General features: G+C 73.7%; 24 protein-coding genes and 2 riboswitches. Of the genes, 18 read left to right on the forward strand and 6 right to left on the reverse strand.

Annotation, left to right across the window (positions count from 1 at the left end; all coding sequences use genetic code 11):
- The first annotated feature begins 7 nt into the window (after positions 1-7).
- The 6 genes from IEX47_RS09020 to cobM are packed head-to-tail and all read left to right on the forward strand — an operon-like array spanning position 8 to position 5,997.
- Positions 8-301: a WXG100 family type VII secretion target gene (locus tag IEX47_RS09020; protein ID WP_188783665.1), complete on the forward strand. Its 294-nt coding sequence runs from the start codon at positions 8-10 to the stop codon at positions 299-301.
- A 2-nt stretch (positions 302-303) separates the two neighbouring features.
- The gene (locus IEX47_RS09025) at positions 304-1,527 is read left to right on the forward strand and encodes an EsaB/YukD family protein (protein WP_188783666.1); all 1,224 of its coding nucleotides are present in this window, start codon (positions 304-306) and stop codon (positions 1,525-1,527) included.
- 25 nt (positions 1,528-1,552) lie between these two features.
- Positions 1,553-2,560 (forward strand): cobalamin biosynthesis protein, encoded by a 1,008-nt coding sequence (locus IEX47_RS09030; RefSeq protein WP_188783667.1) that lies wholly within the window; start codon positions 1,553-1,555, stop codon positions 2,558-2,560.
- Positions 2,561-2,564: 4 nt separating this feature from the next.
- The gene (locus IEX47_RS09035) at positions 2,565-4,046 is read left to right on the forward strand and encodes a cobyric acid synthase (RefSeq protein ID WP_188783668.1); all 1,482 of its coding nucleotides are present in this window, start codon (positions 2,565-2,567) and stop codon (positions 4,044-4,046) included.
- Positions 4,043-5,254 carry a precorrin-6y C5,15-methyltransferase (decarboxylating) subunit CbiE gene (gene cbiE / locus IEX47_RS09040; RefSeq protein WP_188783669.1) on the forward strand — a complete coding sequence of 404 codons (1,212 nt, stop codon included), beginning with the start codon at positions 4,043-4,045 and terminating at the stop codon, positions 5,252-5,254. Before IEX47_RS09035 ends, cbiE begins: the two co-directional genes overlap by 4 nt.
- Positions 5,251-5,997: a precorrin-4 C(11)-methyltransferase gene (cobM, locus tag IEX47_RS09045; protein WP_188783670.1), complete on the forward strand. Its 747-nt coding sequence runs from the start codon at positions 5,251-5,253 to the stop codon at positions 5,995-5,997. Before cbiE ends, cobM begins: the two co-directional genes overlap by 4 nt.
- A gap of 19 nt (positions 5,998-6,016) precedes the next feature.
- Here cobM and IEX47_RS09050 read toward each other — a convergent pair whose 3' ends face one another.
- Positions 6,017-6,268, reverse strand: a complete 252-nt coding sequence (locus tag IEX47_RS09050) for a DUF4242 domain-containing protein (RefSeq protein ID WP_188783671.1) — start codon at positions 6,266-6,268, stop codon at positions 6,017-6,019.
- A 45-nt stretch (positions 6,269-6,313) separates the two neighbouring features.
- Between IEX47_RS09050 and IEX47_RS09055 the strand changes: the two genes are divergently transcribed.
- Positions 6,314-7,312, forward strand: a complete 999-nt coding sequence (locus tag IEX47_RS09055; RefSeq protein ID WP_229662747.1) for an AraC family transcriptional regulator — start codon at positions 6,314-6,316, stop codon at positions 7,310-7,312.
- Positions 7,313-7,324: 12 nt separating this feature from the next.
- Here IEX47_RS09055 and IEX47_RS09060 read toward each other — a convergent pair whose 3' ends face one another.
- Positions 7,325-8,467, reverse strand: a complete 1,143-nt coding sequence (locus IEX47_RS09060) for a cobalt-precorrin-5B (C(1))-methyltransferase (RefSeq protein ID WP_188783672.1) — start codon at positions 8,465-8,467, stop codon at positions 7,325-7,327.
- Positions 8,468-8,503: 36 nt separating this feature from the next.
- On the opposite strand from IEX47_RS09060, the gene IEX47_RS09065 reads away from it, so the two are divergent.
- On the forward strand, positions 8,504-9,217 hold the full coding sequence (locus IEX47_RS09065; protein ID WP_188783673.1) for a cobalt-precorrin-6A reductase: 714 nt from the start codon (positions 8,504-8,506) through the stop codon (positions 9,215-9,217).
- Between the two features lie 10 nt (positions 9,218-9,227).
- Here IEX47_RS09065 and IEX47_RS09070 read toward each other — a convergent pair whose 3' ends face one another.
- From IEX47_RS09070 to IEX47_RS09080, 3 genes are read right to left on the reverse strand one after another with little or no spacing between them, the layout of a single operon-like run.
- Positions 9,228-10,757 carry a precorrin-2 C(20)-methyltransferase gene (locus IEX47_RS09070; protein ID WP_188783674.1) on the reverse strand — a complete coding sequence of 510 codons (1,530 nt, stop codon included), beginning with the start codon at positions 10,755-10,757 and terminating at the stop codon, positions 9,228-9,230.
- The gene (locus IEX47_RS09075; RefSeq protein WP_188783675.1) at positions 10,754-11,386 is read right to left on the reverse strand and encodes a precorrin-8X methylmutase; all 633 of its coding nucleotides are present in this window, start codon (positions 11,384-11,386) and stop codon (positions 10,754-10,756) included. The genes IEX47_RS09070 and IEX47_RS09075 overlap by 4 nt, the downstream gene beginning before the upstream one ends.
- Positions 11,386-12,612, reverse strand: a complete 1,227-nt coding sequence (locus tag IEX47_RS09080) for a ferredoxin-like domain-containing protein (RefSeq protein WP_188783676.1) — start codon at positions 12,610-12,612, stop codon at positions 11,386-11,388. The genes IEX47_RS09075 and IEX47_RS09080 overlap by 1 nt, the downstream gene beginning before the upstream one ends.
- 55 nt (positions 12,613-12,667) lie before the next feature.
- Here IEX47_RS09080 and IEX47_RS09085 point away from each other — a divergent pair, with 55 nt between their 5' ends.
- The 7 genes from IEX47_RS09085 (at position 12,668) to cobC (ending at position 23,293) form a co-directional block, all read left to right on the forward strand.
- Complete coding sequence (locus IEX47_RS09085) at positions 12,668-13,672, forward strand: Gfo/Idh/MocA family protein (RefSeq protein WP_188783677.1); 1,005 nt, start codon at positions 12,668-12,670, stop codon at positions 13,670-13,672.
- Positions 13,673-13,778: 106 nt separating this feature from the next.
- Positions 13,779-13,863, forward strand: a riboswitch (cobalamin riboswitch).
- Between the two features lie 52 nt (positions 13,864-13,915).
- A complete protein-coding gene (cobN, locus tag IEX47_RS09090; protein ID WP_188783678.1) occupies positions 13,916-17,518 on the forward strand; it encodes a cobaltochelatase subunit CobN in 3,603 nt (1,200 codons plus the stop codon).
- Positions 17,515-19,539, forward strand: coding sequence for a magnesium chelatase subunit D family protein (locus tag IEX47_RS09095; protein WP_188783679.1), 2,025 nt, complete (start codon positions 17,515-17,517; stop codon positions 19,537-19,539). The genes cobN and IEX47_RS09095 overlap by 4 nt, the downstream gene beginning before the upstream one ends.
- Positions 19,539-20,153: a cob(I)yrinic acid a,c-diamide adenosyltransferase gene (gene cobO / locus IEX47_RS09100; RefSeq protein ID WP_188783680.1), complete on the forward strand. Its 615-nt coding sequence runs from the start codon at positions 19,539-19,541 to the stop codon at positions 20,151-20,153. Before IEX47_RS09095 ends, cobO begins: the two co-directional genes overlap by 1 nt.
- Positions 20,154-20,160: 7 nt before the next feature.
- The gene (locus tag IEX47_RS09105) at positions 20,161-21,543 is read left to right on the forward strand and encodes a cobyrinic acid a,c-diamide synthase CobB (protein WP_188783681.1); all 1,383 of its coding nucleotides are present in this window, start codon (positions 20,161-20,163) and stop codon (positions 21,541-21,543) included.
- Positions 21,540-21,836: a DUF1905 domain-containing protein gene (locus tag IEX47_RS09110; RefSeq protein WP_188783682.1), complete on the forward strand. Its 297-nt coding sequence runs from the start codon at positions 21,540-21,542 to the stop codon at positions 21,834-21,836. The genes IEX47_RS09105 and IEX47_RS09110 overlap by 4 nt, the downstream gene beginning before the upstream one ends.
- Positions 21,833-23,293, forward strand: a complete 1,461-nt coding sequence (gene cobC, locus IEX47_RS09115) for an Rv2231c family histidinol phosphate aminotransferase CobC (RefSeq protein ID WP_188783683.1) — start codon at positions 21,833-21,835, stop codon at positions 23,291-23,293. The genes IEX47_RS09110 and cobC overlap by 4 nt, the downstream gene beginning before the upstream one ends.
- On the opposite strand, the gene IEX47_RS09120 is transcribed toward cobC, so the two are convergent.
- On the reverse strand, positions 23,255-23,836 hold the full coding sequence (locus IEX47_RS09120) for a DUF421 domain-containing protein (RefSeq protein WP_188783684.1): 582 nt from the start codon (positions 23,834-23,836) through the stop codon (positions 23,255-23,257). The two genes, cobC and IEX47_RS09120, sit on opposite strands and share 39 nt — an antisense overlap.
- A 209-nt stretch (positions 23,837-24,045) precedes the next feature.
- Here IEX47_RS09120 and IEX47_RS09125 point away from each other — a divergent pair, with 209 nt between their 5' ends.
- The 3 genes from IEX47_RS09125 to IEX47_RS09135 all read left to right on the forward strand — a co-directional run bounded on the left by IEX47_RS09125 (position 24,046) and on the right by IEX47_RS09135 (position 25,550).
- Positions 24,046-24,243, forward strand: coding sequence for a hypothetical protein (locus tag IEX47_RS09125; protein ID WP_229662748.1), 198 nt, complete (start codon positions 24,046-24,048; stop codon positions 24,241-24,243).
- A 148-nt stretch (positions 24,244-24,391) separates the two neighbouring features.
- Positions 24,392-24,558: riboswitch (cobalamin riboswitch) on the forward strand.
- 21 nt (positions 24,559-24,579) lie between these two features.
- Positions 24,580-24,765 (forward strand): CbtB domain-containing protein, encoded by a 186-nt coding sequence (locus IEX47_RS09130; RefSeq protein WP_188783685.1) that lies wholly within the window; start codon positions 24,580-24,582, stop codon positions 24,763-24,765.
- Complete coding sequence (locus IEX47_RS09135) at positions 24,765-25,550, forward strand: CbtA family protein (protein ID WP_188783686.1); 786 nt, start codon at positions 24,765-24,767, stop codon at positions 25,548-25,550. Before IEX47_RS09130 ends, IEX47_RS09135 begins: the two co-directional genes overlap by 1 nt.
- Positions 25,551-25,563: the final 13 nt, after the last annotated feature.

Consider the following 25,563-nt stretch of genomic DNA (forward strand, 5'->3'; position numbering starts at 1 on the left):
GGTCGTGATGAGCGGAATGCTGAAGGTCGGTCACGCCGCCCTCGACGACGCGTCTGCGGGCCTGCGGTCGGCAGCGGCAGGCATCGAGACGACCCTCGACGACCTCGCCCGGCGGCTGGCCGGCCGTGCCCCGGAGTGGACAGGGCACGCCTCGGACTCGTTCGACGAGGCCCGGCACCGCTGGGACGCCGCCATGCGGGACATGAAGGAGGTGCTCCACGCCATCGGCCTGGCCGTCGCGTCGGCCAATGACGAGTACCGGGCGGCGGAGTCGGCCAACGCCCGCAGGTTCGGCGGCTGACCATGGCTGGCCTGGTCCGCGTGCGCGTGGTGCCCGAGGCAGGCGCGGCCCTGGACCTCGCGCTGCCGGGTGCGGTGCCTGTGGCCGACCTGCTGCCCGAGCTCGCCCGGCTTGCGCGCCTCACGTTCGCGGCCCGGCTGGTCACGGCGGCCGGGCGCGAGCTGGGGGTCGCAGCCGGTCTGTCCGAGCAGGAGGTGGCCGACGGCGCCGTCCTCGCCCTGGTGCGCGCAGACGTCGGTGACCCTCCGGTGGACGACCCAGCCTGCGCGCTCGCCGCCCGGGTGACGGCCGAGGTCCTCGGCTGGCACGTCCGGCTGCTGCGGCCGGTCGCCCTGGCCGTGGCGTTCCTCCTGCTGGTCGTGGGTGGGGCGGCGCTCGCCCGCGGACCTGCCTGGTCCGGGGCGGTCGCGGCGTCGGCGGTGGTGCTGCTGGCGGGCGCCTCGGGAGTGGCCCGGCGGCGCCACGACCGGTTGCTGGCGGTCGCTGCCGGCTGGGGTGCGGCCGGCTTCGCCGCGATCGCCGGCCAGCAGTACGCCGGCCCGGTCGCCGCCTGCATCGCGGCCGCCGGGATGGCGCTGGTCCTGGCCCGGGCGCTCCGCGACGTCGGGGTTCTCCTGCTCCCTGCCGGCGGCGCGGCAGTGCTCCTGGGCGGCCTCGCGCTCCTGGCGGGGAGCACCGGGCTGGCTGCCGGACTGGTCGCGGCACTGGGCCTCAGCGCCGCTGGCTTGCTGGTTCCGGCGCTCCCGAGGCTGGCCCTCGCTGCCGCGCGCGACCGTGCCGGCCCAGCCCGTGAGCTGCTGCGTGCTTTGCTCGGGGCGATGGCGGTCGTCATGGTCGTGCTCGCCGCACCGACGGCAGCGTCCGGGGGAGCGGGGGCAGCGCTCGCCGCGGTGGTCGGGGTCCTGGTCGTGTGCCGCGGCTCGCGCCACCACGGCGCGGTCGAGGTGGCGACGGCGCTCGTCACCGGTGTGGTGATCGTCCTGGTCGCCGCGGTCGTGACCACGCTTGTCCATCCCGGGTGGTCAGGCGTGGTCGGGGTGAGCTGCCTCGTGTGCGCGGGAGCAGCCTGTGCGGCCGCCCTGTGTGGGCCTGCTGTGACGGGCGGCGGCCCCCGGTTCGCGCTGGCGGTCGACCGACTCGAGGCGGCGGCCCTGGTGGCGCTGGTTCCCCTGCTCGTCGGGGTCGGCCGGGTCGTCCCGCTCGTGACCGGGCTGGTCCACCGATGAGCGCGACGACGTAGGCTCGCCGACCGTGAACGCGAACTCCGGGGCTGCACGTGCAGCCGGCCTGCTGGCCGGCTACGCGCTCGACGTCGCCCTCGGCGACCCGCAGCGGCACCACCCGGTTGCGCTCTTCGGCACCGCCGCCCGTCGCCTCGAGCAGCGGGTCCATGCCGACTCGCGTGCGGTGGGTGCCGGCTACACCGCGGCCCTGGTGGGCGGGACCTTCCTCGGCACCGCCGCGGTACAGCTCGCGACCCAGCGGGCGGTCGGCGCTCTGGCCCCGAGCGGCCCCCGTCGCGGCCCCGAACGCGGCCCCCGTCGGGGCCGGCCCGCGGCCGAGTTCCTGACCGTCGCGACGGCCACGTTCGTCGCGCTGGGCGGCACGTCACTCGTCCGCGAGGGCGACGAGATGGCCCGGCTGCTCGAGTCCGGTGACGTGCCCGGCGCGCGACGCCGGCTCAGCCACCTCTGTGCCCGCGACGCCACCGACCTGACCCCTGACGACCTCGCCCGGGCAACGGTCGAGTCGCTCGCGGAGAACACCTCCGACGCCGTCGTCGCCCCGCTGGTGTGGGGCGCCGTGCTCGGTGCGCCGGGCCTGCTCGGCTACCGCGCGGCCAACACCCTCGACGCGATGGTCGGCTACCGGTCCGAGCGCTACCGCAGCTTCGGCTGGGCCAGTGCCCGCCTCGACGACCTGCTCAACCTCCTGCCCGCCCGACTTGCCGCCCTCCTGGTCTTCGTGGTCACGGGTCGGCGGGAGGCGCTCAGCGTCTGGCGGCGCGACGCCCGCCTGCACCCGTCGCCCAACGCCGGCCCGGTGGAGGCGGCGACGGCGGGAGCACTCGGCGTACGGCTGGGAGGGACGAACACCTACGACGGCGAGGCCGAAGCGCGGGGCGTGCTCGGTGACGGGCGCCCGGTCGAGGTGCGTGACGTCGCCCGTGCCAACCGGCTCTCGCGGCAGGTCTCAGCAGCCGCGGTGCTCGTCGCAGCGGGCACCGCGCTCGCGATCGGCCGTCGTGGACGAGAATGACGCCGTGACCACCCAGACGCGCGGGCTGCTCTTCGCCGGCACGACCTCCGACGCGGGCAAGAGCCTCGTGACGGCGGCGGCGTGCCGGCTCTTCGCGCGCAACGGCATCAAGGTCGCGCCGTTCAAGAGCCAGAACATGAGCAACAACTCGATGGTCTGCGCCGACGGCTCCGAGATCGGGCGGGCGCAGTGGCTCCAGGCGGTCGCGGCCGGCGCCGAGCCCGAGACCGCGATGAACCCCGTGCTGCTCAAGCCCGGCTCCGACCGCCGCAGCCACATCGTGCTGCTCGGCCAGCCCGCGGGCACGCTCGAGGCGGGCGAATTCGCGACCGGCCGGGCACACCTCGCCAAGGCGGCGTTCGAGGCCTACCGCGACCTCGCCAGCCGCTACGACGTGGTCCTCGCCGAGGGCGCGGGCAGCCCGGCCGAGGTCAACCTGCGCGGCGGTGACTACGTCAACATGGGCCTCGCCCGCGAGATGGGCCTGCCGGTCGTCGTGGTCGGCGACATCGACCGCGGTGGCGTGCTCGCGGCGATGTTCGGCACGCTCGGCCTGCTCGACCCCGCGGACCAGGTCCACCTCAAGGGGTGGATCGTCAACAAGTTCCGTGGCGACCTCGCGCTGCTGCGGCCCGGCCTCACCACGCTCGAGGAGCGCACCGGTCGCCCGGTGCTCGGTGTCGTCCCGTGGCTCACCGACCTCTGGCTCGACTCCGAGGACGCCCTCGCGATCGCCGGCTGGCAGCACGCCGTCGACGCGACGCTGCGGGTCGCTGCGATCAGGTTCCCGCGGATCTCCAACGCCACCGACCTCGACGCGCTCGCCGCCGAGCCCGGCGTCGAGGTCGCCTTCACCACCTCCGCCAGCGAGCTCGCCGACGCCGATCTCGTCGTCCTGCCGGGCTCCCGCGCCACGATGAGCGACCTCGCGTGGCTCCGGTCGCGCGGCCTCGACACCGCCATCGCGAAGCGCGCCGCCGAGGGCAAGCCGGTCCTGGGCATCTGCGGTGGCAACCAGATGCTCGCCGCCGCAATCCACGACCCGCACGGCATCGAGGCCGGCGGCCGCGCCGAGGGCCTGGGGCTGCTCCCGACCCGGGTCGACTTCGGCGTCGAGAAGCTCCTCGGCCGCCCGACCGGCACGTGGCGCGGCGAGCACGTCGCGGCGTACGAGATCCACCACGGGCTGACGACGCTCGACCCGCAGCAGGCCGGCGCTGACGACGCAGAGGCGTTCCTCGACGGCTTCAGCCGGGGCGCGGTGTGGGGCACGACGTGGCACGGAGCGTTCGAGTCCGACGGCTTCCGCCGCGCCTTCCTCACCGAGGTCGCCTCCCGCAGCGGCTCGCCGTGGACGCCGGAGCCCGGCGCTCCCGGCTACGCCGACCGCCGCGAGGACATGCTCGACCGCCTCGCCGACGCGCTCGACGACGCCGTGGGCTTCCAGCCGCTGCTCGACCTGGTCGACGGAGGAGTGCAGGCATGAACCGCATCGTCGTGGTGGGCATCGGCGCTGATGGCTGGGCCGGCCTCACCGACCCCGCCCGCGCAGCAGTCGAGAGCGCAGGCGTCGTCGTCGGCGCCCCGCGCCAGCTCGACCTCCTGCCCGAGACCGTCACCGCGGAGCGCGTCACCTGGCCGTCTCCGCTGCGCCCTGCGGTGAAGAAGCTCGCCGAGCAGTACGCCGAGCGCGGCATGGTCGTGCTGGCCAGCGGCGACCCCATGCACCACGGCATCGGCCGCACCCTGACCGAGGAGCTCGGCCCCCACGCGGTGAAGGTGATCAGCCACCCCGGCTCGGTCAGCCTCGCCTGCGCGCGGATGGGCTGGCCGGTGGAGTCGACGCCGGTCGTCTCGACGCTGACCGCTCCGCTCGCGGTCGTCATGCGCCACGCGGGTGCCGGGCAGCACCTGCTCGTCCTCAACCGCGACACGTCGACGCCCGCGGCCCTCGCCGCCTTCCTCACCGCGCACGGCTTCGGCGGCTCGCGCATCACCGTGCTGGCCGACCTCGGTGGCGCCGAGCGGAGCCTGCGCGGCTTCGCCGACCAGGCCGACTACTGGGCCGGCCAGCTGCCGGAGAGCGTCAGCGTCAGCGCGGTGGAGTTCGCCGGGCCACGCGCCGTGCAGGAGACGCCCGGGCTGCCGGACGACCTCTTCGAGACCGACGGCCAGCTGACCAAGCGCCACGTCCGCGCGCTCACCCTCGCCGCGCTCGCGCCGCGACCGGGCGAGCTGCTCTGGGATGTCGGCGGCGGCTCCGGCTCGATCGCGGTCGAGTGGCTCCGCGCCCACGACACCACCCGCGCGATCACCGTCGAGCGCGACCAGGCCCGCGTCGGCCGGATCGTCCGCAACGCCGCTTCGCTGGGCGTGCCGCGGCTCCAGGTCGTCACCGGCGCCGCACCCGACGCGCTGGTCGACCTCCCGGCGCCCGACGTCGTCTTCGTCGGCGGCGGCCTGACCGCCCATGGCGTCTTCGACGCGTGCTGGGCGGCGCTGCCCGTCGGCGGCCGGTTCGTCACCAACGCGGTCACGCTCGAGTCGCAGGCGATGGTCATGCGGCTGCAGAAGGAGCACGGGGGCGAGCTGGTCAAGGTCGACGTGGCCCAGACGACCCCGATCGGCGGGTTCACCGGCTGGCGCGCGGCGATGACGGTGGTCCAGTGGATCGCCCAGAAGGAGAAGCAGTGACCGTTCACTTCGTCGGTGCGGGCCCCGGTGCCCCCGACCTCATCACCGTGCGCGGCCTCCGGCTGCTCCAGAGCGCCCAGGTCGTCATGTACGCCGGCGCGCTGGTCCCCGAGGAGCTCCTCGCCGAGGTGCCCGCCGACGCGCGCAAGATCGACACGCAGCACCTCGACCTCGCCGAGATCGTCGGCGTCTTCACCGAGGCGCACGCCGCGGGGCAGGACGTCGTACGCCTCCACTCGGGCGACCTGTCGCTCTACTCCGCGGTCGCCGAGCAGGTGCGCCGCCTCGAGGACCTCGGCATCGACTACGACCTGTGCCCCGGCGTCCCGGCGTACGCCGCGGCGTCGGCCGCGCTGGGCGTCGAGCTGACCGTGCCCGAGGTCAACCAGTCCGTCGTGCTGACGCGGCTGAGTCGCCAGGCGAGCAAGATGCCGCCGCGCGAGACGCTGGCCAACCTCGGCTCCGCGGGCGCGCTGATCGTGCTCCACCTCGCGACGCACCTCGTCGACGACGTGGTCGCCGAGCTCCGCCCGAACTACGCCGACGACTGCCCCGCGGCCGTCGTCTTCCAGGCCTCGCAGCCCGACCAGCTGATCCTGCGCGGCACGCTCGGCGACATCGCCCAGCAGGTCAAGGACGCCGGCCTCAAGCGCTCGGCCGTCATCCTCGTCGGCCGTTCCCTCGCGGCTGCCGGCTTCCGCGACTCGCACCTCTACAGCTGCGACCGCGTGCGCGAGGCCTGACCCCTCGCCTGTCGCAGCCTCAGGAGCCCTCCACCACCTCGTGGATCCGGTCGGCGACCAGGCCGTGCGCCTCCTGGTGGACCTTGTTGGCCGACTCCGCGTCGGGCGCCTCGACCAGGCAGAAGACCTTGCCGTTGGCCTCGTCGACCCAGTAGCTGCGGTAGCTCACGCCGTACTGCTCCTGGATGGCCAGGTCCTTGGCGTGCGCGCCGGCGACGTCGGCCGCGGTGGCGCCGGGAAGGTTCTCGTGGACGTCCATGAAGAGGGGCATCGTCTTCTCCTGACGGTGGGTGGTTTCGCTGACACACTGAGTCTTGTGCCGGCGCGGCTCGACGACCATGACCGCGTCCCCGCAGCCCCTGACCCGGACGCCACGCTCGACGCGATCCTCGGCCGGGTCCACCTGCAGGGGGCGGTCTTCCTGCGCGGTGAGTACTCCGAGGCCTGGTCCTACACGGCCCTTCCCCCGGAGCAGACCGCCGCCGTCCTGCAGCCCGGAGCGACCAGCGTCGCCCTGTTCCACGTCGTCGGCGCGGGCCGCTGCTGGGTCGCGCTCGAGGACGGCGTGCGCCACTGGGCCGAGGCCGGCGACGTCATCGTCCTGCCCTACGGCGACCTCCACACCATGGGCGGTACGACGGACGCGGCACCCGTCTCGATGGCGGCCCTGCTGGAGCCGCCGCCGTGGTCCGCGATGCCGGTGATCCGCCACGGCGAGGGTGGCTCGCGCACCGATGTCATCTGCGGCTACCTCCACGCGGAGGACCCGCTCTTCGACCGGCGTCTCGGCGCGCTGCCGCCGCTCTTCGTGGTCCGGCCGCCCGACGGCCCGGCCCGTGACTGGGTGCGCGCGAGCATCGGCTACGCACTGCAGCAGACCTCGCCCGCGGCCGCGGGAGGGCTCCAGGGCCCGACGCAGCTGCCGGAGCTGCTGGTGCGCGAGGTGCTCCGGCTCCACCTGGCCGGCGCCCCGTCGTACGAGTCGGCGTGGCTGACCGCGCTCCGCGACCCGGTGCTCGCGCCGGTGCTCGCCGCGATGCACGCCGCACCGGAGGAGGCGTGGAGCGTCGGCAGCCTGGCGCGGGAGGCGAACGTGTCGGTCTCCTTCCTCGACGAACGCTTCCGCGCCGTGCTCCACCTCGCCCCGATCCGCTACCTGACCGCCTGGCGCATGCACGTGGCGCGCGAGCTGCTCCGCTCGACCGACCTCGGCATCGCCGCGATCGGGCACCGGGTCGGCTACGCGTCGGAGGAGGCGTTCAGCCGCGCCTTCAAGCGAGCCCACGGCGTCTCGCCGAGCGGCGCCCGCGGCTGAGCCGGCCGCGGGTCAGCGCGAGCGCGGCTCGCAGCGACCGACGATGGTGCCGGCGCGGTCGATGCAGACCACGTCGACGGCGACGGGGGCCTCGCGCAGGACTGCGAGGGCCTCGTCGGCAGCGGCAGCCGCGACCAGGTCACCGAGCGGTACGCCGGAGGCCTGCGCCCGGTGGAGCGCCTCGAGGCCGGTGTTGCAGTCGGCCAGGTCGAGCTCGTAGCCACCCGCCGCGGCAAGAGACGCGAGGTGTGCGAGCGACACCTGCGACCGCCCTGAGTGGAGGTCGAGGTGGCCGGCGGCTAGCTTGGAGAGCTTGGCGAAGCCGCCGACGATGGTCAGGCGAGGGACCGGGTGGCGGCGGAGGTACTTCAGCACCGCACCCGCGAAGTCGCCCATGTCGAGGAGCGCGTCGTCGGGCAGGTCGTACTCCGCGACAGCCACCTTCTCCGACGTCGAGCCCGTGCACCCGGCGACGTGCGTGTGTCCCGCGGCCTTCGCCACGTCGATGCCGCGGCGGATCGAGTCGATCCACGCCGAGCAGGAGTAGGGGACGACGATGCCCGTCGTGCCGAGCACGGACAGGCCGCCGAGGATGCCGAGGCGGGGGTTCCAGGTCTTGCGGGCCAGCTCCTCGCCGTTGTCGATCGAGATCTCGACGACGACGTCGCCCGGGTCGCCGAGCTCGGCGGCGACCGAGGCGACGTGCTCCGCGATGAACTGCCGCGGCATGGGGTTGATCGCCGGCTCGCCGACGGCCAGCGGCAGGCCCGGCTTGGTCACGGTGCCGACACCCGGTCCGGCCACGAAGGTCACCCCGGAGCCCGGCGCCCCGCGGCGCACCGTCGAGCGGACCAGGGCCAGGTGTGTGACGTCGGGGTCGTCGCCGGCGTCCTTGGTGATGCCCGCCATCGCGGACGACCCGTCCGCGGCGAGCGACTCCACCGTCAGCGCGAACGCCGGAGAGGCGGTCGGCAGCGTGATCGTCACGGGGTCCGGGAACTCGCCCGTCAGCAGCGCGACGTACGCCGCCTTGGTCGCCGCGGTGGCGCAGGCGCCGGTGGTCCAGCCGCTGCGCAGGCCGGTGCGCTCGAGCTGGGCGGGGCGCCCGCTGGGCGTGGCCTCGCCAGCTGCGGCAGATTCCGGCTCGCTGGTCACGTCGGCCAGCCTAACGACGCGGCTACTGTGTCAGGCGTGAGGATCCTGCTGCTGGGCGGAACGTCGGAGGCGCGCGAGCTCGCCACGCGCCTGGCCGACGCCGGCCACGACGTGGTCAGCTCCCTCGCGGGCCGGATCGGCGCACCCAACCTTCCCGACGGCGAGGTCCGTGTCGGCGGCTTCGGCGGACCCGCCGGCCTCGCGTCGTACCTCGTCGAGGAGCAGGTCGACGCGCTCGTCGACGCGACGCACCCGTTCGCCGAGCACATCTCCGCCAACGCCTTCGCCGCAGCCGGCGAGACCGGCACGCAGCACCTGCTGCTGCGCCGCCCCGGCTTCCCCCTCCGCGAGGAGTACGTCGTGGTTCCCGACGTCCACGCGGCAGCGGAGGTGCTGCCACCGGGGGCGGTGGTCTTCCTGACGATCGGGCGCCAGCAGGTGGCGGCGTTCGGGCACGTGGACGCGAAGTTCGTGATCCGCGCGATCGACCCGCCGAGCGTGCTGCCCAAGCACCACGTGCTGCTCCTCGAGCGCGGGCCGTTCGCGCTCGACGACGAGATCGAGCTCATGCAGCGCCACGGGGTCGACACCCTCGTGACCAAGGACTCCGGCGGTGCCGCGACGGCCGCGAAGCTCGAGGCCGCGGCCCAGCTCGGCATCGAGGTGATCGTCGTCGCCCGGCCCCCCGCGCCCGATGGCGCCGAGGTGGTCCCCACGGTCGAGGACGTCATGCACGTCCTCGCCCGTTGAGGGCGCCGGCTCAGTCGGGGTAGCGCCGCGGCGTCCAGACGACGGTCTCGCCGGTGGCCCGGTCGACCTTCTGCGTCTGCGAGGAGCCGACCAGGATCAGGGTCCGCATGTCGATGACGTCGGTGTCGAGGTCGCCGAGCGTCTGGATCCGGATCACCTCGGTCGGGCCGCCGACGTCGCGCGCGAGGACGACGGGGGTGTCGGGCTTGCGCACCTCGAGGAGGAGGTCCTTGAGGTCGACGACCTGCTGGCGGCGCTCCTTGCTCGCCGGGTTGTAGATCGCGAGCACGAGGTCGGCCTCGGCGGCTGCCCTGATGCGGCGAGCGATGACGTCCCACGGCTTGAGCCGGTCGCTGAGCGAGATCGTCGCGTAGTCGTGTCCCAGCGGCGCACCCACGCGCGAGGCGGCGGCGTGGGCGGCGGTCATGCCGGGCAGCACACGGACCTCGATGCCCGACCAGCGCTCCTCGCAGGCGACCTCGAGCACGGCGGTGGCCATCGCGAAGACGCCCGGGTCACCGGAGCTCACGACGACCACGTTGCGGCCGCGCGAGGCGAGGTCGAGCGCGAACTCCGCCCGCTCCGACTCCACCTTGTTGTCGCTGAGGTGACGGACCTGGCCGGCGCGCTCGGGCACCCGCCTGACATACGTCGTGTAGCCGACGAGGTCGTCGGCCGCGGCGAGCGCGCCCTTGGCCTCGGGGGTGAGCCAGAGCGGTCCGGCCGGGCCGGTGCCGACGACGGTGACCTTGCCGGGCTTCGTCGGGCGCTCCGCGAAGGAGGTCCCGGCGCGGGTCGGCAGGTAGTCCTCGACCGCGAGGCCGGCGACCTTCGACGGCAGCACGGCCATCGAGAAGTACGGGACGGTCTCGGGATCGACGTCGGCCAGCCGCTCGACGCGCTGCTCCGCCATCGTCGCGCGCTCGACGTACCAGGCGTCGTCGAGGCGACCGGCCGCCTCGAGGGCCTCACGGATCGCGGGGAAGGTGCGGCCCATCTTGAGGATGACGGCGGAGTCGGTGGACGCGATGCGCGCCGCGAGCTCCTCCGCCGGCAGCGTGCCGGGCAGGACGGTGAGCACCTCGCGGTCCTCGGTGAGCGGCACCCCGAGCGCCGCGACACTCGCCTGGATCGAGGAGACGCCCGGGACGGTCTCCGTCTCGTAGCGGTGCGCGAGGCGCTTGTGCATGTGCTGGTACGACGAGTAGATCAGCGGGTCGCCCTCGCTGAGGATCGCGACCGAGCGACCGGCGTCGAGGTGCGCGGCGAGCCGGGCAGCGGCCTCCTCGTAGAACTCCTCGATCGCGCCGCGGTAGCCGCCCGGGTGGTCGGTGGTCTCCGTCGTGAGCGGGTAGACCAGGTGCTCCTCGACGTGGTCCTCGCGGATGTACGCCGCGGCGATGCGCCGCGCGTTGGAGCGGCCGTGCTTCGCCGAGTGGTAGGCGATGACGTCGGCGGCCTGGATCACCTCGACGGCCCGCAGGGTCATCAGCTTGGGGTCGCCGGTGCCGAGGCCGACGCCATAGAGCTTTCCAGTCATCGGATGATCTCCACGTCCGAGGCGAGCGCGTTGAGCGCGCCCGCGGTGATGGCGGAGCCGCCGCGGCGGCCGTGAACGACGAGCCACTCGAGGCCCAGGTCGGAGTCGGCGAGTGCCTGCTTCGACTCGGCCGCGCCGACGAAGCCGACCGGGATGCCGAGGATGGCAGCCGGGCGGGGGCCGCCCGCCTCGATCATCTCGAGCAGGTGGAAGAGCGCGGTGGGCGCGTTGCCGATCGCGACGACGGAGCCCTCGAGCCGGTCGCGGAGCAGCTCGAACGCCGCCGCCGACCGCGTCGTGCCGAGCTCCGCAGCCAGCGGGGCGACCCGCTCGTCGCGGATCAGGCAGAGCACGTCGTTGTCCTTCGGGAGCCGGGCGCGGGTCACGCCGTACGCGACCATGTTGGCGTCGGTGATGATCGGCGCGCCGGCCTTGAGTGCCTCCCGTGCCGCGCGGGCGAAGCCGGGGGAGTGCGCGACGTCGGCGGGCAGGTCGGTCTGGCCGCACGAGTGGATCATCCGGACGACGACGGGCTCGGTGAGCTCGTCGAACCGCGCCAGGTCCGACTCCCGCCGGATCATCGCGAACGACTCCTCGTAGATCGCGTTGCCGTCCTTCTCGTACTGCATCAGTGCTGCTCCAGGCTGTAGTTCGTGGTGCCGTCAGGCGCGGCGGTCGCGACCGCCGCGAGGTGGGGTCCCGTCGGGTGCCCGCACCTGCGGTCGCACCCGGACAGGTGAAGCCGGACGCCGGGGTGGGCGCGCGCCAGCCCGGCAGCGTCCGCGCGGACGTCGGCGAGCGCCTTGCCGCAGCCCGGCTTGCCGATGCAGGCGGTGACCTGGGCGAGCGGGTCCGCGTCGTCGAGCAGGAAGCCATGCGCGCGCAGCACGTCCTCGGCGCCCGGCGCCGGGTCGACGAGCACCACCGAGCGCCACGGGGTGACCCGGAGGTCGTTGGTCAGCTCCGCGATCGCGAGCCACGCCTCGGCGGGCGCGCTGCCAAGCGGGACGCCGGCCTCCGCCCATCCGTCCCGCACCGTGAACCGAGCAGTACGAACGTCATCTGCCTCCGAGACCGTTCGTACTGCTCGGTTCACGGGGTCTCGGTGCACGGGCGCGAGGACGGGCCCCGGGCGACCGGGGGCGAGCTCGGCGAGGGCCTCGGCGGGCAGCTCCTTCACACGCCAGGCGTTCGGCGCGTGCTCGGCGCGCAGCGCCAGGAAGCGGTGGGCCGCACCGATCAGGAGATCGGCCCCCAGGTCGTGCGGCGCGGTGACCGCCGTTGGCTGCCCCGCAATGACGAGCCGCCACAGGCTGTCGTCGGTCGAGCCGTCGTTGGTCGAGGCACTGCCGCTGGCCGAGTCCGTCGACGTCTCCAGCGCGACCGCCACGTCCGGCTCGAGCGCCAGCACATCGCCCTCGCCGGCATCGATGCCGAAGAGGAACCGGCCGGACAGCGCCACCAGAGCCTCGTCCGCGAGCAGCTCATCGTCCAGCTCGCGAAGCACGTCCTCGACGTCCGCCACACCACCGAGCCCCGAGAGCGACGAGGCGACCACGTTGCGCACGCGGTCGTGGGTGAGCGACGGCAGCAGCCCGGCGGCGTACAGCGCATCGGCGACGTCCTGGCCGCATCCGGAGGCGAGGCCGCGCAGCTGCACGTTGCCGCGCGACGTCAGGTACAGCATCCCGTCACCGAGCGACGACGCCAGCGAGGCGAGCGCGACCAGCTGCGCGGGCGAGACCCGTCCGCCGGGGATCCGCACCCGCGCGACGAAGCCGTCGTCGGCCGAGTGCAGGCGCACCGCACCCGGGCAGCGGTCGTCCGCGGAGGGACGGGCAGGAAGGTCGGGCACCCCGGAAGGGTATGCGCTCGCGCGCGGGTCACCCGCTCTCGGGCACGATGGCGGGATGAGCGCCACGTATCCGCCCACGATCCGCTGGGCCGTCGCCGGCACCGGGCGGATGGCGGCGAAGTTCGTCCAGGACGTCCGCCACCTCGAGGACGTCGAGTTCGTCGCGGTCGGCTCGCGCAGCCTCGCCAGCGCGCAGGCCTTCGCGGAGGCGCACGGCGTCGCGCGTGCGCACGGCAGCTACGCCGACCTCGTCGCCGACGACGCCATCGACGTCCTCTACATCGCCACGCCCCACCCGCAGCACTACGGCCTCGCGCTGGCGGCGATCGAGCGCGGCGTCGCGGTGCTCGTCGAGAAGCCGTTCACCGTCTCCCTCGCGGGTGCGGAGGAGGTCGTCGCGCTCGCCCGCACGAAGGGCGTCTTCCTCATGGAGGCGATGTGGTCGCGCTTCCTCCCGGCGTTCGTCCGGGCGCGCGAGCTCGTCCTCGGCGGCGCGATCGGCCACCCCCAGGCGGTGCAGGCCAGCTTCTGCGCCTTCCGTGCGTACGACGAGGCCGACCGCCTCTTCAACCTCGAGCTCGGCGGCGGCACCACCCTCGACCTCGGCGTGTACGTCGCGTCGTTCGCGCAGCACTTCCTCGGCCGGCCCGACGAGGTGCACGCGGCGGGCACGACGTTCCCCAACGGCGCGGACGCGACGGTCTCGGCTCTGCTGCGCTGGCGCGACGGCCGCTCCGCGACGCTGACCAGTACGCTGCAGGCCGGGGGCCCCAACCGCGGTCTCGTGATCGGCACCGCCGGCACGCTGGAGGTGACTCCGACCGTGCACCGCCCGGCCACCATCACGCTGACCCGCGCGGGCCAGGAGCCGGTCGTCGAGGAGCTGGCCCCGACCGGCCACGGCTACAGCCACCAGGTCGAGGAGGTCAACCGCTGCCTGCGCGCGGGCCTGACCGAGAGCCCTGTCGTGCCGCTGGAGGACACGCTCGCCGTCCAGTGGGTGCTGGAGGAGATGCTCCGTGAGGTCGGCCGCGACGTGGTCGAGGCGCCCCGCGGCTGACCCCGCGTCCGGTCCGTCCGGGTTAGGCGTGGCCCGGGGCACCCGGTTTATGCTCATCGGGCGTGCGCCCGGCCGGGTGCACGACCCAGAACGTTGGGTGACGAGCGAGGAAGCCGGTGCGACTCCGGCACGGTCCCGCCACTGTGAGCGACCCGCCCCCAGCCATGAGGGTGGTCGTGAGTCAGGAACTCCCGTCGCCCCACCCTGCACTCCGGGGCGAGGAAACCCCACGAAGGGATCGAAGTGCTGCTGCTCCTGTCGACCTCCGACACCGACCTGATGAGCGCCCGCGCGGCCAACGCCGCCGGGGCGCCGGTCGCCTGGCGCTACGCCAACCCCGCGCGACTCGCGCTCGACGAGCTGCCTGCGCTGCTCGATGGTTCCGACCTGGTCGTCGTGCGGCTCCTCGGCGGCCGCCAGGCCTGGGCCGAGGGCCTCGACACCCTGCTGGCCTCCGGCAAGCCGGTCGTCGTCCTGACCGGTGAGCAGGCGCCCGACGCGGAGCTGATGGGCCACTCGACCGTGCCGGCTGGTGTCGCGGCACAGGCGCACGCCTACCTGGCCCACGGTGGTCCGGCGAACCTCGAGCACCTGGCGCGCTTCCTCTCCGACACCGTGCTGCTGACCGGTGAGGGCTTCGACGCCCCCGCTGCCGCTCCCGCGTGGGGCCGCCTCGAGCGCGAGGCCACCACGACGACCGGCACCAAGGTCGCCGTCCTCTACTACCGGGCCCACGAGATGTCCGGCAACACGGCGTTCGTGCACACGCTCGCCGACGCGATCGAGGCCAAGGGAGGCGTCGCCCTCCCCATCTGGTGTGCGAGCCTCCGCGACGCCGACGCCACCCTGATCGAGGCGCTCGGCGAGGCCGACGTCATCGTCACCACGGTCCTCGCGGCCGGCGGCACGACCCCCGCCAAGGCCCAGGCCGGCGGCGAGGACGAGTCGTGGGACGCCGGTGCGCTCTCGCGTCTCAACCGCCCGATCCTCCAGGCCCTCTGCCTCACCTCCTCCCGCGACGCGTGGGAGGAGAACGACGAGGGCGTCTCGCCGTTCGACGCCGCGACGCAGATCGCGGTGCCGGAGTTCGACGGCCGGATCATCACCGTGCCCTTCTCCTTCAAGGAGTTCGACACGGAGGGCTTGCCCGCCTACGTGGCCGACCCGGAGCGTGCGCTGCGCGTCGCCGGCCTGGCGATCGGCCACGGCCGGCTGCGCCACGTCGACCCCGCGGAGCACCGCATCGCCCTGGTGCTGAGCGCCTACCCGACCAAGCACGCCCGCATCGGCAACGCGGTCGGCCTCGACACCGGCGCCTCCGCGATGGCCCTGCTCCAGGGCCTCGCCGACGAGGGCTGGGTCGGCGCCGACGAGCTCCCCGGCGTGGCGGAGAAGGACGGCGACAAGCTGATCCACGCGCTCATCGCGGCCGGCGGCTACGACCAGGACTGGCTGACCCAGGGCCAGCTCGACGCCAACACCAACCGCGTGCCCGCGTCGACGTACGCGAAGTGGTTCGAGAAGGTGCCCGCCGGGCTCCGCGCCGACATGGAGGAGACCTGGGGCGCGGCTCCGGGCGAGCTCTTCGTCGACAACGGCGACATCATCCTGGCCGCGATCCAGAGCAAGAACGTCGTCGTCCTCGTGCAGCCGCCGCGCGGCTTCGGCGAGAACCCGATCGCGATCTACCACGACGGCGACCTGCCGCCGAGCCACCACTACATGGCTGCGTACCGCTGGCTCGAGGCGAGCCAGGAGGAGGGTGGCTGGGGCGCCGACGCGATCATCCACCTGGGCAAGCACGGCAACCTCGAGTGGACCCCGGGCAAGAACGCCGGCCTCTCCGCCGACTGCGCGCCCGACGCGATCCTCGGCGACCTGCCGGTCATCTACCCGTTCCTCGTCAACGACCCGGGCGAGGGCACGCAGGCCAAGCGCCGCGCCCACGCGACGCTCGTCGACCACCTCGTGCCGCCGATGGCCCGTGCCGAGTCGTACGGCGACATCAGCCGCCTCGAGCAGCTCCTCGACGAGTACGGCAACGTCGCCACGATGGACCCCGCCAAGGTGCCGGCGCTCCAGGGCAAGATCTGGACGCTGCTCCAGGCCGCCAAGATGGACCGCGAGCTCGGGCTGATCGACAAGCCCGACGAGGAGCGGTTCGACGACATCATCATGCAGATCGACGGCTGGCTCTGCGAGATCAAGGACTCCCAGATCCGCGACGGTCTGCACGTCCTCGGCGCCCCGCCGGCGGGCCAGGCCAAGATCGACCTGGTCCTGGCGATCCTGCGGGCCCGTCAGCTCTGGGGCGGCAACGCCCACGTGGTCGGCCTGCGCGAGGCGCTCGGCCTCGACGAGTCGGCACGCGACCGCGCCGGTGCCGACCGCTTCGAGGCGATCGCGCGCGACATGCTCGTCGCGATCGACGGTGGCGGCTGGTCCGACGCCGCGATCGACAAGGCGCTCGAGCTGGTCCCGACCGGCGCCGACGCTGTTGAGGTCCGCCGGGTCCTCGAGTTCGCGATCGCCGAGGTCGCCCCGCGCCTCGAGCAGACCACCGACGAGCTGGCCAACATCGTCAACGCGCTCCGTGGTGGCTTCGTGCCGGCCGGCCCGTCCGGTTCGCCGCTGCGCGGCCTGGTCAACGTGCTGCCGACCGGCCGCAACTTCTACTCGGTCGACCCCAAGGCGATCCCGTCGCAGCTGGCCTACGAGACCGGCGTGCTGCTGGCCGAGTCGCTGCTCGAGCGCCACAAGACCGACACGGGCGCCTACCCGAAGTCCGTCGGCCTCTCCATGTGGGGCACGTCGGCCATGCGCACCGCCGGCGACGACATCGCCGAGTGCCTCGCGCTCCTGGGCGTCCGCCCGGTCTGGGACGAGGCCTCGCGCCGCGTCACGCACCTCGAGGTCGTGCCGCTCGCCGAGCTCGGCCGCCCGCGCATCGACGTCACGATGCGCATCTCCGGCTTCTTCCGCGACGCGTTCCCGCACGTGGTCGCGCTCCTCGACGACGCGGTGAAGCTCGCCGCCGCGCAGGAGGAGTCGGCCGAGGACAACTACGTCCGCGCCCACGTCGCCGAGGACGTCGCCGCCGGCACCGAGCCGTCTGCAGCCACGGCCCGCATCTTCGGCTCCAAGCCCGGCACGTACGGCGCCGGCCTGCTGCAGCTGATCGACTCCAAGGACTGGCGCACCGACGCGGACCTGGCCGAGGTCTACACGACCTGGGGCGGCTACGTGTACGGCCGCGACCAGCACGGCGAGCCGGCCCGCGACGCCATGGAGACGGCGTACAAGCGGATCGCGGTGGCGGCCAAGAACACCGACACCCGCGAGCACGACATCGCCGACTCCGACGACTACTTCCAGTACCACGGCGGCATGGTCGCGACCGTGCGTGCGCTCACCGGCACCGCGCCGGCGGCGTACATCGGTGACTCGACGCGCCCGGAGTCGGTGCGCACGCGCACGCTGGTCGAGGAGACCTCCCGCGTCTTCCGTGCCCGCGTCGTCAACCCGCGCTGGATCGAGGCGATGCGCCGCCACGGCTACAAGGGCGCCTTCGAGATGGCCGCGACCGTCGACTACCTCTTCGGGTACGACGCCACGACCGGCGTCATCGCCGACTGGATGTACGAGAAGCTGACCGAGTCCTACGTCCTCGACGACGAGAACCGGAAGTTCCTCGAGGAGGCGAACCCCTGGGCGCTGCACGGCATGGCCGAGCGGCTGCTCGAGGCGCAGGCCCGTGGCCTCTGGGAGGAGCCGCCCGCGGAGATGAAGCAGGCGCTCGCGGAGGTCCTGCTCGAGACCGAGGGCGAGATCGAGGGTCGCTCGTGACCACCTTCCCGTTCTCCGCGGTCGTCGGGCAGGACGACCTCGGCCTGGCGCTCTCACTGGCCGTGGTCTCGCCCGGCATCGGCGGCGTGCTGGTGCGCGGCGAGAAGGGCACCGCCAAGTCGACGATGGTCCGGGGCCTGGCCTCGGTGCTGCCGCCGATCGACGTCGTCGAGGGCTGCCGCTTCTCGTGCGCGCCCGACGCGCCGGACCCGTCCTGCCCCGACGCGTCGGTGCACGGATCGGGCGTCCTGACGCGGCCGGTCTCGCTCGTCGAGCTCCCGGTCGGTGCCACCGAGGACCGCGTCGTCGGCTCGCTGCACCTCGACAAGCTCGTCGGCTCCGGCTCGGTGGAGTTCGAGCCCGGACTGCTGGCCCGCGCCCACCGCGGCCTGCTGTACGTCGACGAGGTCAACCTGCTGCCCGACCACCTGGTCGACTCGCTCCTCGACGCGGCGGCCATGGGGCGCGCCCGCGTCGAGCGCGAGGCGGTCTCCGTCTCGCACGCGGCGTCGTTCGTCCTCGTCGGCACCATGAACCCCGAGGAGGGTGAGCTCCGCCCGCAGCTCCTCGACCGGTTCGGTCTCGCGGTCGACGTGGTCGCCTCGCGGGAGCCGTCGGAGCGCGTGGAGGTCATTCGCCGGCGGATGGCCTTCGAGGCCGACCCGGCGTCGTTCGAGGCGCGGTTCTCCGACGCCGACAGCGAGCTCTCCGACCGGATCGCCAAGGCCCAGGCCCTGCTGCCGTCGGTGTCGCTGCCCGATGAGGTCCTCGTCCAGATCGCGACGCTCTGCGCCGCCTACGACGTCGACGGCCTCCGCGGTGACCTGGTCACCGCCCGCACGGCCGTCGCCCACGCTGCGTGGTGCGGCCGCACGGTGGTCACGGCCGAAGACGTGCGCGTCGCCGCCCGCCTCGCGCTGCCCCACCGCCGGCGCCGCAACCCGTTCGACTCCCACGACTCCGGCCAGGACCTCGAGGAGCTGCTCGACGAGCACGCCCCCGAGAAGCCGGAGATCGACCCGGACGACGACCCGACGCCGCCCGACGGCGGCGGCGACGGTCCCGAGGGCGACCCCGACGTCGGGCCGGACCGCTCGGCCGAGCAGACCGACCGGACGCCGGACTCCGACGCGCCGTCGATGGACGTGCCCGCTCCGCAGCTGCCGCAGGGCGAGCCGCAGGATCGCGGGGCCGACCTCAGCCAGGACGCCGCCGAGCGGACCCGCGAGGCCGCGGGCACGCCGTTCCAGGCCCGGCTGATCCAGGTCGACCGCGTCGGCCAGGGTGTCACCGGCAAGCGCTCGACCGCGATCACGACGGTCGGGCGCCACCTCCGCGCCGTACCGCTGGAGCACCCGCAGGGCCAGGGGCTCTCCGTCACCGGCACCCTCCTCGCCGCTGCCCGCGACGGCATGGTGCTCCGGCCGGAGCACCTGCGGCGCAGCCTGCGCGAGGGCAAGGAGGGCAACCTCGTCGTCTTCGTGGTCGACACCTCCGGCTCGATGGGCGCAGCGAAGCGCGTCAGGGAGGTCAAGACCGCCGTCGTCAGCCTGCTGCTCGACGCCTACCAGCGCCGGGACAAGGTCGCCGTCGTGACGTTCGGTGGTGACCGCGCGACGGTTGCGCTCGAGCCGACCAGCTCGGTCGACCGCGCGGAGCGGATGCTCGGCGACGTCCCCACCGGCGGCCGCACCCCGCTCGCCGAGGCGCTCGTCTCCGCCGAGCAGGTCGTACGCCGCGAGCGGGCGCGCGACCCCCAGCGCCGGCCGCTCGTGGTCCTCGTGACCGACGGCCGCGCGACGTCCGGCAAGGGCGCGCTCGCGCGGGCCCAGCAGGTCGCCGACGTGCTCGGCACCCACCAGACCCCGTGGGTCGTCGTGGACGCCGAGGACCCGCGGGCCGTCGTACGCCTGGGGCTGGCGCAGGACCTGGCCACCCGCCTCGGTGCCGACCACCTGCCGCTGGGCGAGGTCGCCGCCACCACCCTGAAGAAGATCGTCCGTGAGCGAGGAGCCGCGTAATGCCGCAGGGAGTCCCCACCACCGTCCCCGATGACGGCCTGACCACCCGCCAGCGCCGCAACCGGCCGCTGCTGATGGTCCACACGGGCGAGAACAAGGGCAAGAGCACGGCGGCGTTCGGCCTCGGCCTGCGCGGCTGGAACCAGGGCTGGAACGTCGCGGTCTTCCAGTTCGTGAAGTCGGCGAAGTGGAAGGTCGGCGAGGAGAACGCCTACCTGGCCCTCAACCAGATCCACGAGCAGACCGGCCAGGGCGGCCCCGTGCAGTGGAACAAGATGGGCGACGGCTGGTCCTGGTCGCGCAAGAAGGGTGACGACGAGGACCACGCCCAGGTCGCGCGCGACGGCTGGGAGGAGATCAAGCGCCGCATCCTCGCGGAGGAGCACGACCTCTACATCCTCGACGAGTTCGCCTACCCGGTGAAGTGGGGCTGGGTCGACGCTGCCGAGGTGGCGGAGTTCCTCAAGAACCGACCCGGCCACCAGCACGTCGTCATCACCGGCCGCAACGTCGCGCCGGAGATCATCGAGGTCGCCGACCTGGTCACCGAGATGACCAAGATCAAGCACCCGATGGACAACGGCCAGAAGGGCCAGAAGGGCATCGAGTGGTGACCCTGTGGTGACGCGACTTCCTCGCTTCGTCGTCGCCGCGCCCGGCTCCGGGCACGGCAAGACGATGATCGCGACCGGGCTGATGGCTGCGCTGCGTGCCCGGGGCCTCGAGGTGTCGCCGCACAAGGTCGGGCCGGACTACATCGACCCGAGCTACCACGGGCTCGCCGCCGGCCGGGTCGGTCGCAACCTCGACCCGATGCTCCAGGGGGAGGAGCGGATCGTCCCGCTGCTGCTCCACGGTGCGTCGACACCGACCGTCGCCGACGTCGCGGTCATCGAGGGAGTCATGGGCCTCTTCGACGGCCAGCTCGGGGGAGAGGGCTTCTCGTCGACGGCACATGTGGCCCGCCTGGTCGCCGCTCCCGTGGTGCTCGTCGTCGACTGCGCCGCCGCCTCGCGTTCGGTCGGCGCCGTGGTGCACGGCTTCACGACGTACGACCCCGAGGTGCGCGTCGCCGGCGTCATCCTCAACAACGTCGCCTCCCCGCGCCACGAGGCCGAGGTCCGCGCCTCGATCGTGGGCATCCCGGTGCTCGGTGTCGTCCCGCGGCTCCCCGAGATCGTCGTGCCCAGCCGGCACCTCGGCCTCATCCCGGTCGCCGAGCGCACCCCCGAGGCCGTCGCCGCCGTCGACGCCCTCGCCGACCTGATCGGTGAGCACGTCGACCTCGACGCGCTGCTCGAGCTCGCCCGCACCGCTCCCGACCTGCACGCCACCCCCTGGTCGCCGACCGTGGGTGAGCCTGTCGATACCACCGGGCCGACGGTCGCCGTCTTCGGGGGCCCCGCCTTCTCCTTCACGTACGCCGAGAACGTCGAGCAGCTCACCGCCGCCGGCGCCCACGTGGTGACGGTTGACCCGCTCGCCGGCGACCGCCTCCCGCTCGGGACCGCCGCCCTGGTGGTCGGCGGTGGCTTCCCGGAGATGCACCTCGACGCGCTGGCGGCCAACGCCGACCTGCTCGAGGACGTCCGCGGCTTCGTCGAGGCCGGCGGCCCGACGGTCGCCGAGTGCGCCGGCCTGCTCTACCTCGGCCGCGCGCTCGACGGTGTCGCGATGGCCGGTGCCGTGCCGATGTCGGCCGAGATGACGCGGCGCCTCACCCTGGGCTACCGCCGCGCGACGGCCCTCGTCGACGGCCCGATCGTGCGCGCGGGGGAGCAGGTGACCGGCCACGAGTTCCACAAGACGGCCGTCACCTACGACACCGACGCCGCCAACCCCGCCTGGCGGTGGGAGCTGCACGACGGCACCTCCGCGACCGAGGGCTGGGTCCGGGGCAGCGTCCACGCGTCGTACCTCCACGTCCACGGCGCCGGCCACCCCGAGCACGCCGCCCGCCTGGTCGAGGCGGCCCGGCAGTACGCCGCGAGCGTGCCGGCGTGAGCTGGAGCTTCGACGCCGAGCTCTTCCGGTGGAAGCCGGACGCGTCGTGGTTCTTCGTGCGGCTGCCGCAGGAGCTGAGCGACGACGTCCGCGAGACCCTGACCGGGCCGCCCGGCGGCTTCGGCTCGGTCCGCGTCGAGGTCGCGATCGGCGCCAGCAGCTGGGCGACGAGCCTCTTTCCCGAGGGCAAGGCCGGCCCCTACGTGCTGCCGGTCAAGAAGGCGGTCCGCACGGCCGAGGGCATCGACGAGGGCGACACCGTCACCGTCGCGATCGCCCTGGAGCAGGCGTGAGCGTCGTCCTCGGCGTCGGCGGCCGCCCCTCCTCCGATCCGGGCGCGCTCGTCGCGCTCGTCCAGCAGCAGCTCGCCGCGCACGGGCTCTCGCCGGCCGACGTCGACACGGTCGCGACCATCGAGGCACGCGCCGGTCACCCCGGCGTACAGCTCCTCGCGGTCAGCCTCGACGCCGGCATCCGCGCCTTCACGGCCGACGAGCTCGCCGCCCAGCCCGTCGCCCATCCCTCCGCGACGGTCGCCTCCCACAGCGGTACGCCGTCGGTCGCCGAGGCTGCCGTCCTCGCCGCCGGTGCGTCCCCGCTCGCCCAGCCCGCGAAGGCCGACGACTGGGTCGTCGTCATCGGCCGGAGCAACTCCGCACCTGGTCTTGAAGGGCAGGTTGCGCGACCGGAGTCCGGCCGGTCGCGACCAGGTGCGGCCGCCCCCTCCCACGACCTCGCGCACCACGGCGACGTGGAGGTCGAGGCGGGGATGCTCGACTTCGCGGTCAACGTCCATGCGGATGAGCCGCCGGCGTTCCTCGCCGAGGCGCTGCGCGGGGCGGTCGCCGACCTCGCCCGCTACCCCGACCCGACCCGCGCGACGCACGCCGTCGCCCGCGCGCACGGCATCGACCCCGAGAGCGTGCTGCTCACGCACGGTGCGGCGGAGGCGTTCGGCCTCGTCGCCCAGCAGCCGTGGGAGCGGCCGGCCGTCGTGCACCCGCAGTTCACCGAGCCCGAGGCCGCCCTCCGTGCCCACGGCCACGACCCCGCGCGCCTGCTCCTGACCGCGGAGACCGGCTTCCGGTTGACGAGCACCGACCCGCGCGGCGCCGACCTCGTGATCGTCGGCAACCCGACCAACCCGACGAGCCGCCTCCACCCGCGCGGCGCGCTCCGCGGATTCGCCCAGGACGGCGTGACCGTCCTCGTCGACGAGGCGTTCCTCGACGTGGTGGAGCCGATCGACGCCCCGCGCGACTCGCTCGTGCGCGACGCCGCGACCGATCCGCGCCTCCTCGTCACCCGCAGCCTCACCAAGACCTACTCGATCGCTGGCCTGCGCATCGGCTACCTCGTGGGCCACCCCGACGTGCTCCGCCGCCTGGCCGCACGCCGCAGCCCCTGGCCGGTCAGCACCCTCGCCGCCGTCGCCGCCGAGGCCTGCGTGAGCCCCGAGGGTCTCGCCTACGCCGCCGGGGTCCGGCGCCAGCTCCCGGAGCAGCTCGCCGCCCTTGTCGCGACGCTGAGCGCCCGCGGCTTCACCGTCGTCGACGACCCGCGCGGTCCGTTCGTCCTGGCGCAGCATCCCGAGGCCACGCGGATCCGCGAGGAGCTCCGTGCCCGCAAGATCGCCGTACGCCGTGCCGACACGTTCCCCGGGCTCGACGGCACGTGGCTCCGGTTCGCCGCGCGCGGCCCGGCCGGGACGTCAGCGCTGGCCGACGCGCTCGACGACCTGGCCCGCTGACGCGGACGCGGAGAGGTCCGCCTCCAGCCACGGCTCGCGCTCGCCGGCGCGGACCACGCTCAGCGTGCCGTTCTGCTCGAGCACGACGAGCCCGACAGCCGCGAGGCCCGGCAGCCCCGCCCGGCGTACGGCGAAGCGGAGCTCGTCCTCGGTGAGGCGTGCCCGACGCATCGCGGCCGCATCGACCACCCCGTCGCGCACGACGACCACCGGCTTCGGGTTGACCAGACGGCCGCCGCGCTCCCGGCCGCGTGCCCAGCCGAAGAGGCCCTGCAACGCGAAGAGGGTGACCAGCGCGACGAGGCCGGTCAGCAGGTTGGGGTGTCCGAGCACCGCGGTGCGCCCGACCACCGCTCCGACCGCGATCACGCAGGCGAAGTCGAAGGTGGAGAGGTTGGCCAGCGTGCGGCTGCCGAGCACGCGGACGAGCGTGAAGAGGGCCAGGTAGATCACCACGGTGGCGGCCATCGACACGAGCACGGTCATCCCGATGTCGGTCCACAGGTGGTCGCTGAAGACGCCGTTGCTGAGCTCGCTGGTCATGGGGGCTCCCGAGGTCCTGTCCGTGCGTGGGTCCCCGGAAGCCTAGGCGCCCGGGCGCGCGTCACCGACATCGCTGCGCGGGCCGGAAAGGGCGGAGTGACGCAGCCCTCAGCCCCTCTTACGCATTTGTAACCCTGTGTGAACCGCGTGCTCATGCGGGCCCACAAGGATCGGTGCATCCCACAAGGACGACACGAAGGGGGCCCCCGATGACCATTCACCAGATCCGACCCGACCTCACCACCACCGAGGCATCCACTACGCTCGCCGAGGCACCGACCCGGCGCCAGCGCCTCGAGCCCCGCCACGCCCGCGAGATCGTCGAGCTGCTCGGCCGCAAGGAGGAGCTGCGCGGTGTCTACGCGATGGCCGACTTCCTCGACGACGCCGTGCGCTGGACCGCCTGACCCGCGGCCACGCGCAACTCAGCGCTGACCTCAGCACAGACTTGAGCACCGCCCGTGGGCGTCCGTCGTGTGACGGACGCCCACGGCCATGTCCGGACGTCGTGTCCGGGACCTCATCCGCGGTGGTCAGGCCCGGGCGATCCATGAGAGAGTGCGACCAAGCTGCAGTGCACGGGAAGTCGGTGTGACTCCGACGTGGTCCTCGCCACTGTGACCGGGGAGCTCCCCTCGACAAGCCACTGGCCTCCGGGCTGGGAAGGTGAGACGGAGCGCTGATCCGGAAGCCAGGAGACCGGCTGCAGCGGTAAGTCCACGAGGCACTTGGAAGGAAACACCATGACCCCCACGCAGCTCTCCGCGATCCGCGTCCCCGCCTGGGCCTGGGCGCTCCTCGCGCTCGCCGCCTTCGCCGTTCTCTTCGCCCTGCAGGCCAACGACGCCGTCCTCGGTGCCGACAAGGCCATGTGGCTGCACGAGCTGACGCACGACGCGCGTCACGCGCTCGGCGTTCCCTGCCACTGATGCAGATCGGTGACCTGCTCCGCCGCGGACTCGCGGCCGGAGCCGCTGCCGGCTGCCTTGCTGCGGTCTGGCTCCTGCTGATCACCGAGCGCTTCATCAACCAGGCGCTCGCCATCGAGGACGCCCGCAACGCACGCGAGGCGGCGGCCGTCGCCGCCAAGGGCAACCACGTCCACCACCACGACGAGCTCGTGAGCCACCCCCAGCAGGTGCTCTTCGCGGTCCTCGCCCTGGTCGTCGTCGGCGCGCTCGTCGGCCTCGTCTTCGCCGTCGTGTACGCCGCGGCGCGCGGCCGCCTCCCGGGCTACCACGACCGGACCAAGGCCCTGGCGCTCGCTGGCCTGGCCTTCTTCGGCGTGACGTTCTTCCCGTTCGTCGCGATCCCGGGCAACCCGCCGGCTGTGGGCGACCCGTCCACGATCGAGGACCGCACGCTGATCTACCTCGGTGCGATGGTGCTCGGCGTCGTGCTCGTGCTGGCGGCGTTCGCGCTCGACAAGGCGCTCCAGGGCACGGTCGACGGCGGGGTCCGCACGGCGCTCGTGCTGGCCTTCGTGGTGCTGGCCGGTGTCGGCCTGCAGCTGCTGATCCCCAACACCCCCGACACGGTGCAGAGCCGCGACTTCTCCCTCGCGCTCAACGCCTCGCCGGAGCTCATCTGGAACTTCCGGATGGCCTCGCTCGGCCAGTTCGTCGTGCTGTGGGGTGCGCTCGGCGCGATCTTCGGTGCGCTGGTCGGCCGCAAGGTCCCGGCGGTCGAGGCGCGCGAGACCGTCGCCGCCTGACCTTCGTCAGGAC

The organism is Nocardioides phosphati (assembly GCF_014646375.1).
In the GTDB taxonomy this organism is placed as follows: Bacteria; Actinomycetota; Actinomycetes; order Propionibacteriales; family Nocardioidaceae; genus Nocardioides; species Nocardioides phosphati.

Bases quoted from the DNA above. Each gene is read 5' to 3' on its own strand.
- IEX47_RS09020 (WP_188783665.1), top strand. From the start codon at position 8: ATGAGCGGAATGCTGAAGGTCGGTCACGCCGCCCTCGACGACGCGTCT.
- IEX47_RS09025 (WP_188783666.1), top strand. From the start codon at position 304: ATGGCTGGCCTGGTCCGCGTGCGCGTGGTGCCCGAGGCAGGCGCGGCC.
- cbiE (WP_188783669.1), top strand. From the start codon at position 4,043: ATGAACCGCATCGTCGTGGTGGGCATCGGCGCTGATGGCTGGGCCGGC.
- IEX47_RS09050 (WP_188783671.1), bottom strand. From the start codon at position 6,268: ATGCCCCTCTTCATGGACGTCCACGAGAACCTTCCCGGCGCCACCGCG.
- IEX47_RS09070 (WP_188783674.1), bottom strand. From the start codon at position 10,757: ATGACTGGAAAGCTCTATGGCGTCGGCCTCGGCACCGGCGACCCCAAG.
- IEX47_RS09075 (WP_188783675.1), bottom strand. From the start codon at position 11,386: ATGCAGTACGAGAAGGACGGCAACGCGATCTACGAGGAGTCGTTCGCG.
- IEX47_RS09085 (WP_188783677.1), top strand. From the start codon at position 12,668: ATGAGCGCCACGTATCCGCCCACGATCCGCTGGGCCGTCGCCGGCACC.
- cobO (WP_188783680.1), top strand. From the start codon at position 19,539: ATGCCGCAGGGAGTCCCCACCACCGTCCCCGATGACGGCCTGACCACC.
- IEX47_RS09120 (WP_188783684.1), bottom strand. From the start codon at position 23,836: ATGACCAGCGAGCTCAGCAACGGCGTCTTCAGCGACCACCTGTGGACC.
- IEX47_RS09125 (WP_229662748.1), top strand. From the start codon at position 24,046: ATGACCATTCACCAGATCCGACCCGACCTCACCACCACCGAGGCATCC.
- IEX47_RS09130 (WP_188783685.1), top strand. From the start codon at position 24,580: ATGACCCCCACGCAGCTCTCCGCGATCCGCGTCCCCGCCTGGGCCTGG.
- IEX47_RS09135 (WP_188783686.1), top strand. From the start codon at position 24,765: ATGCAGATCGGTGACCTGCTCCGCCGCGGACTCGCGGCCGGAGCCGCT.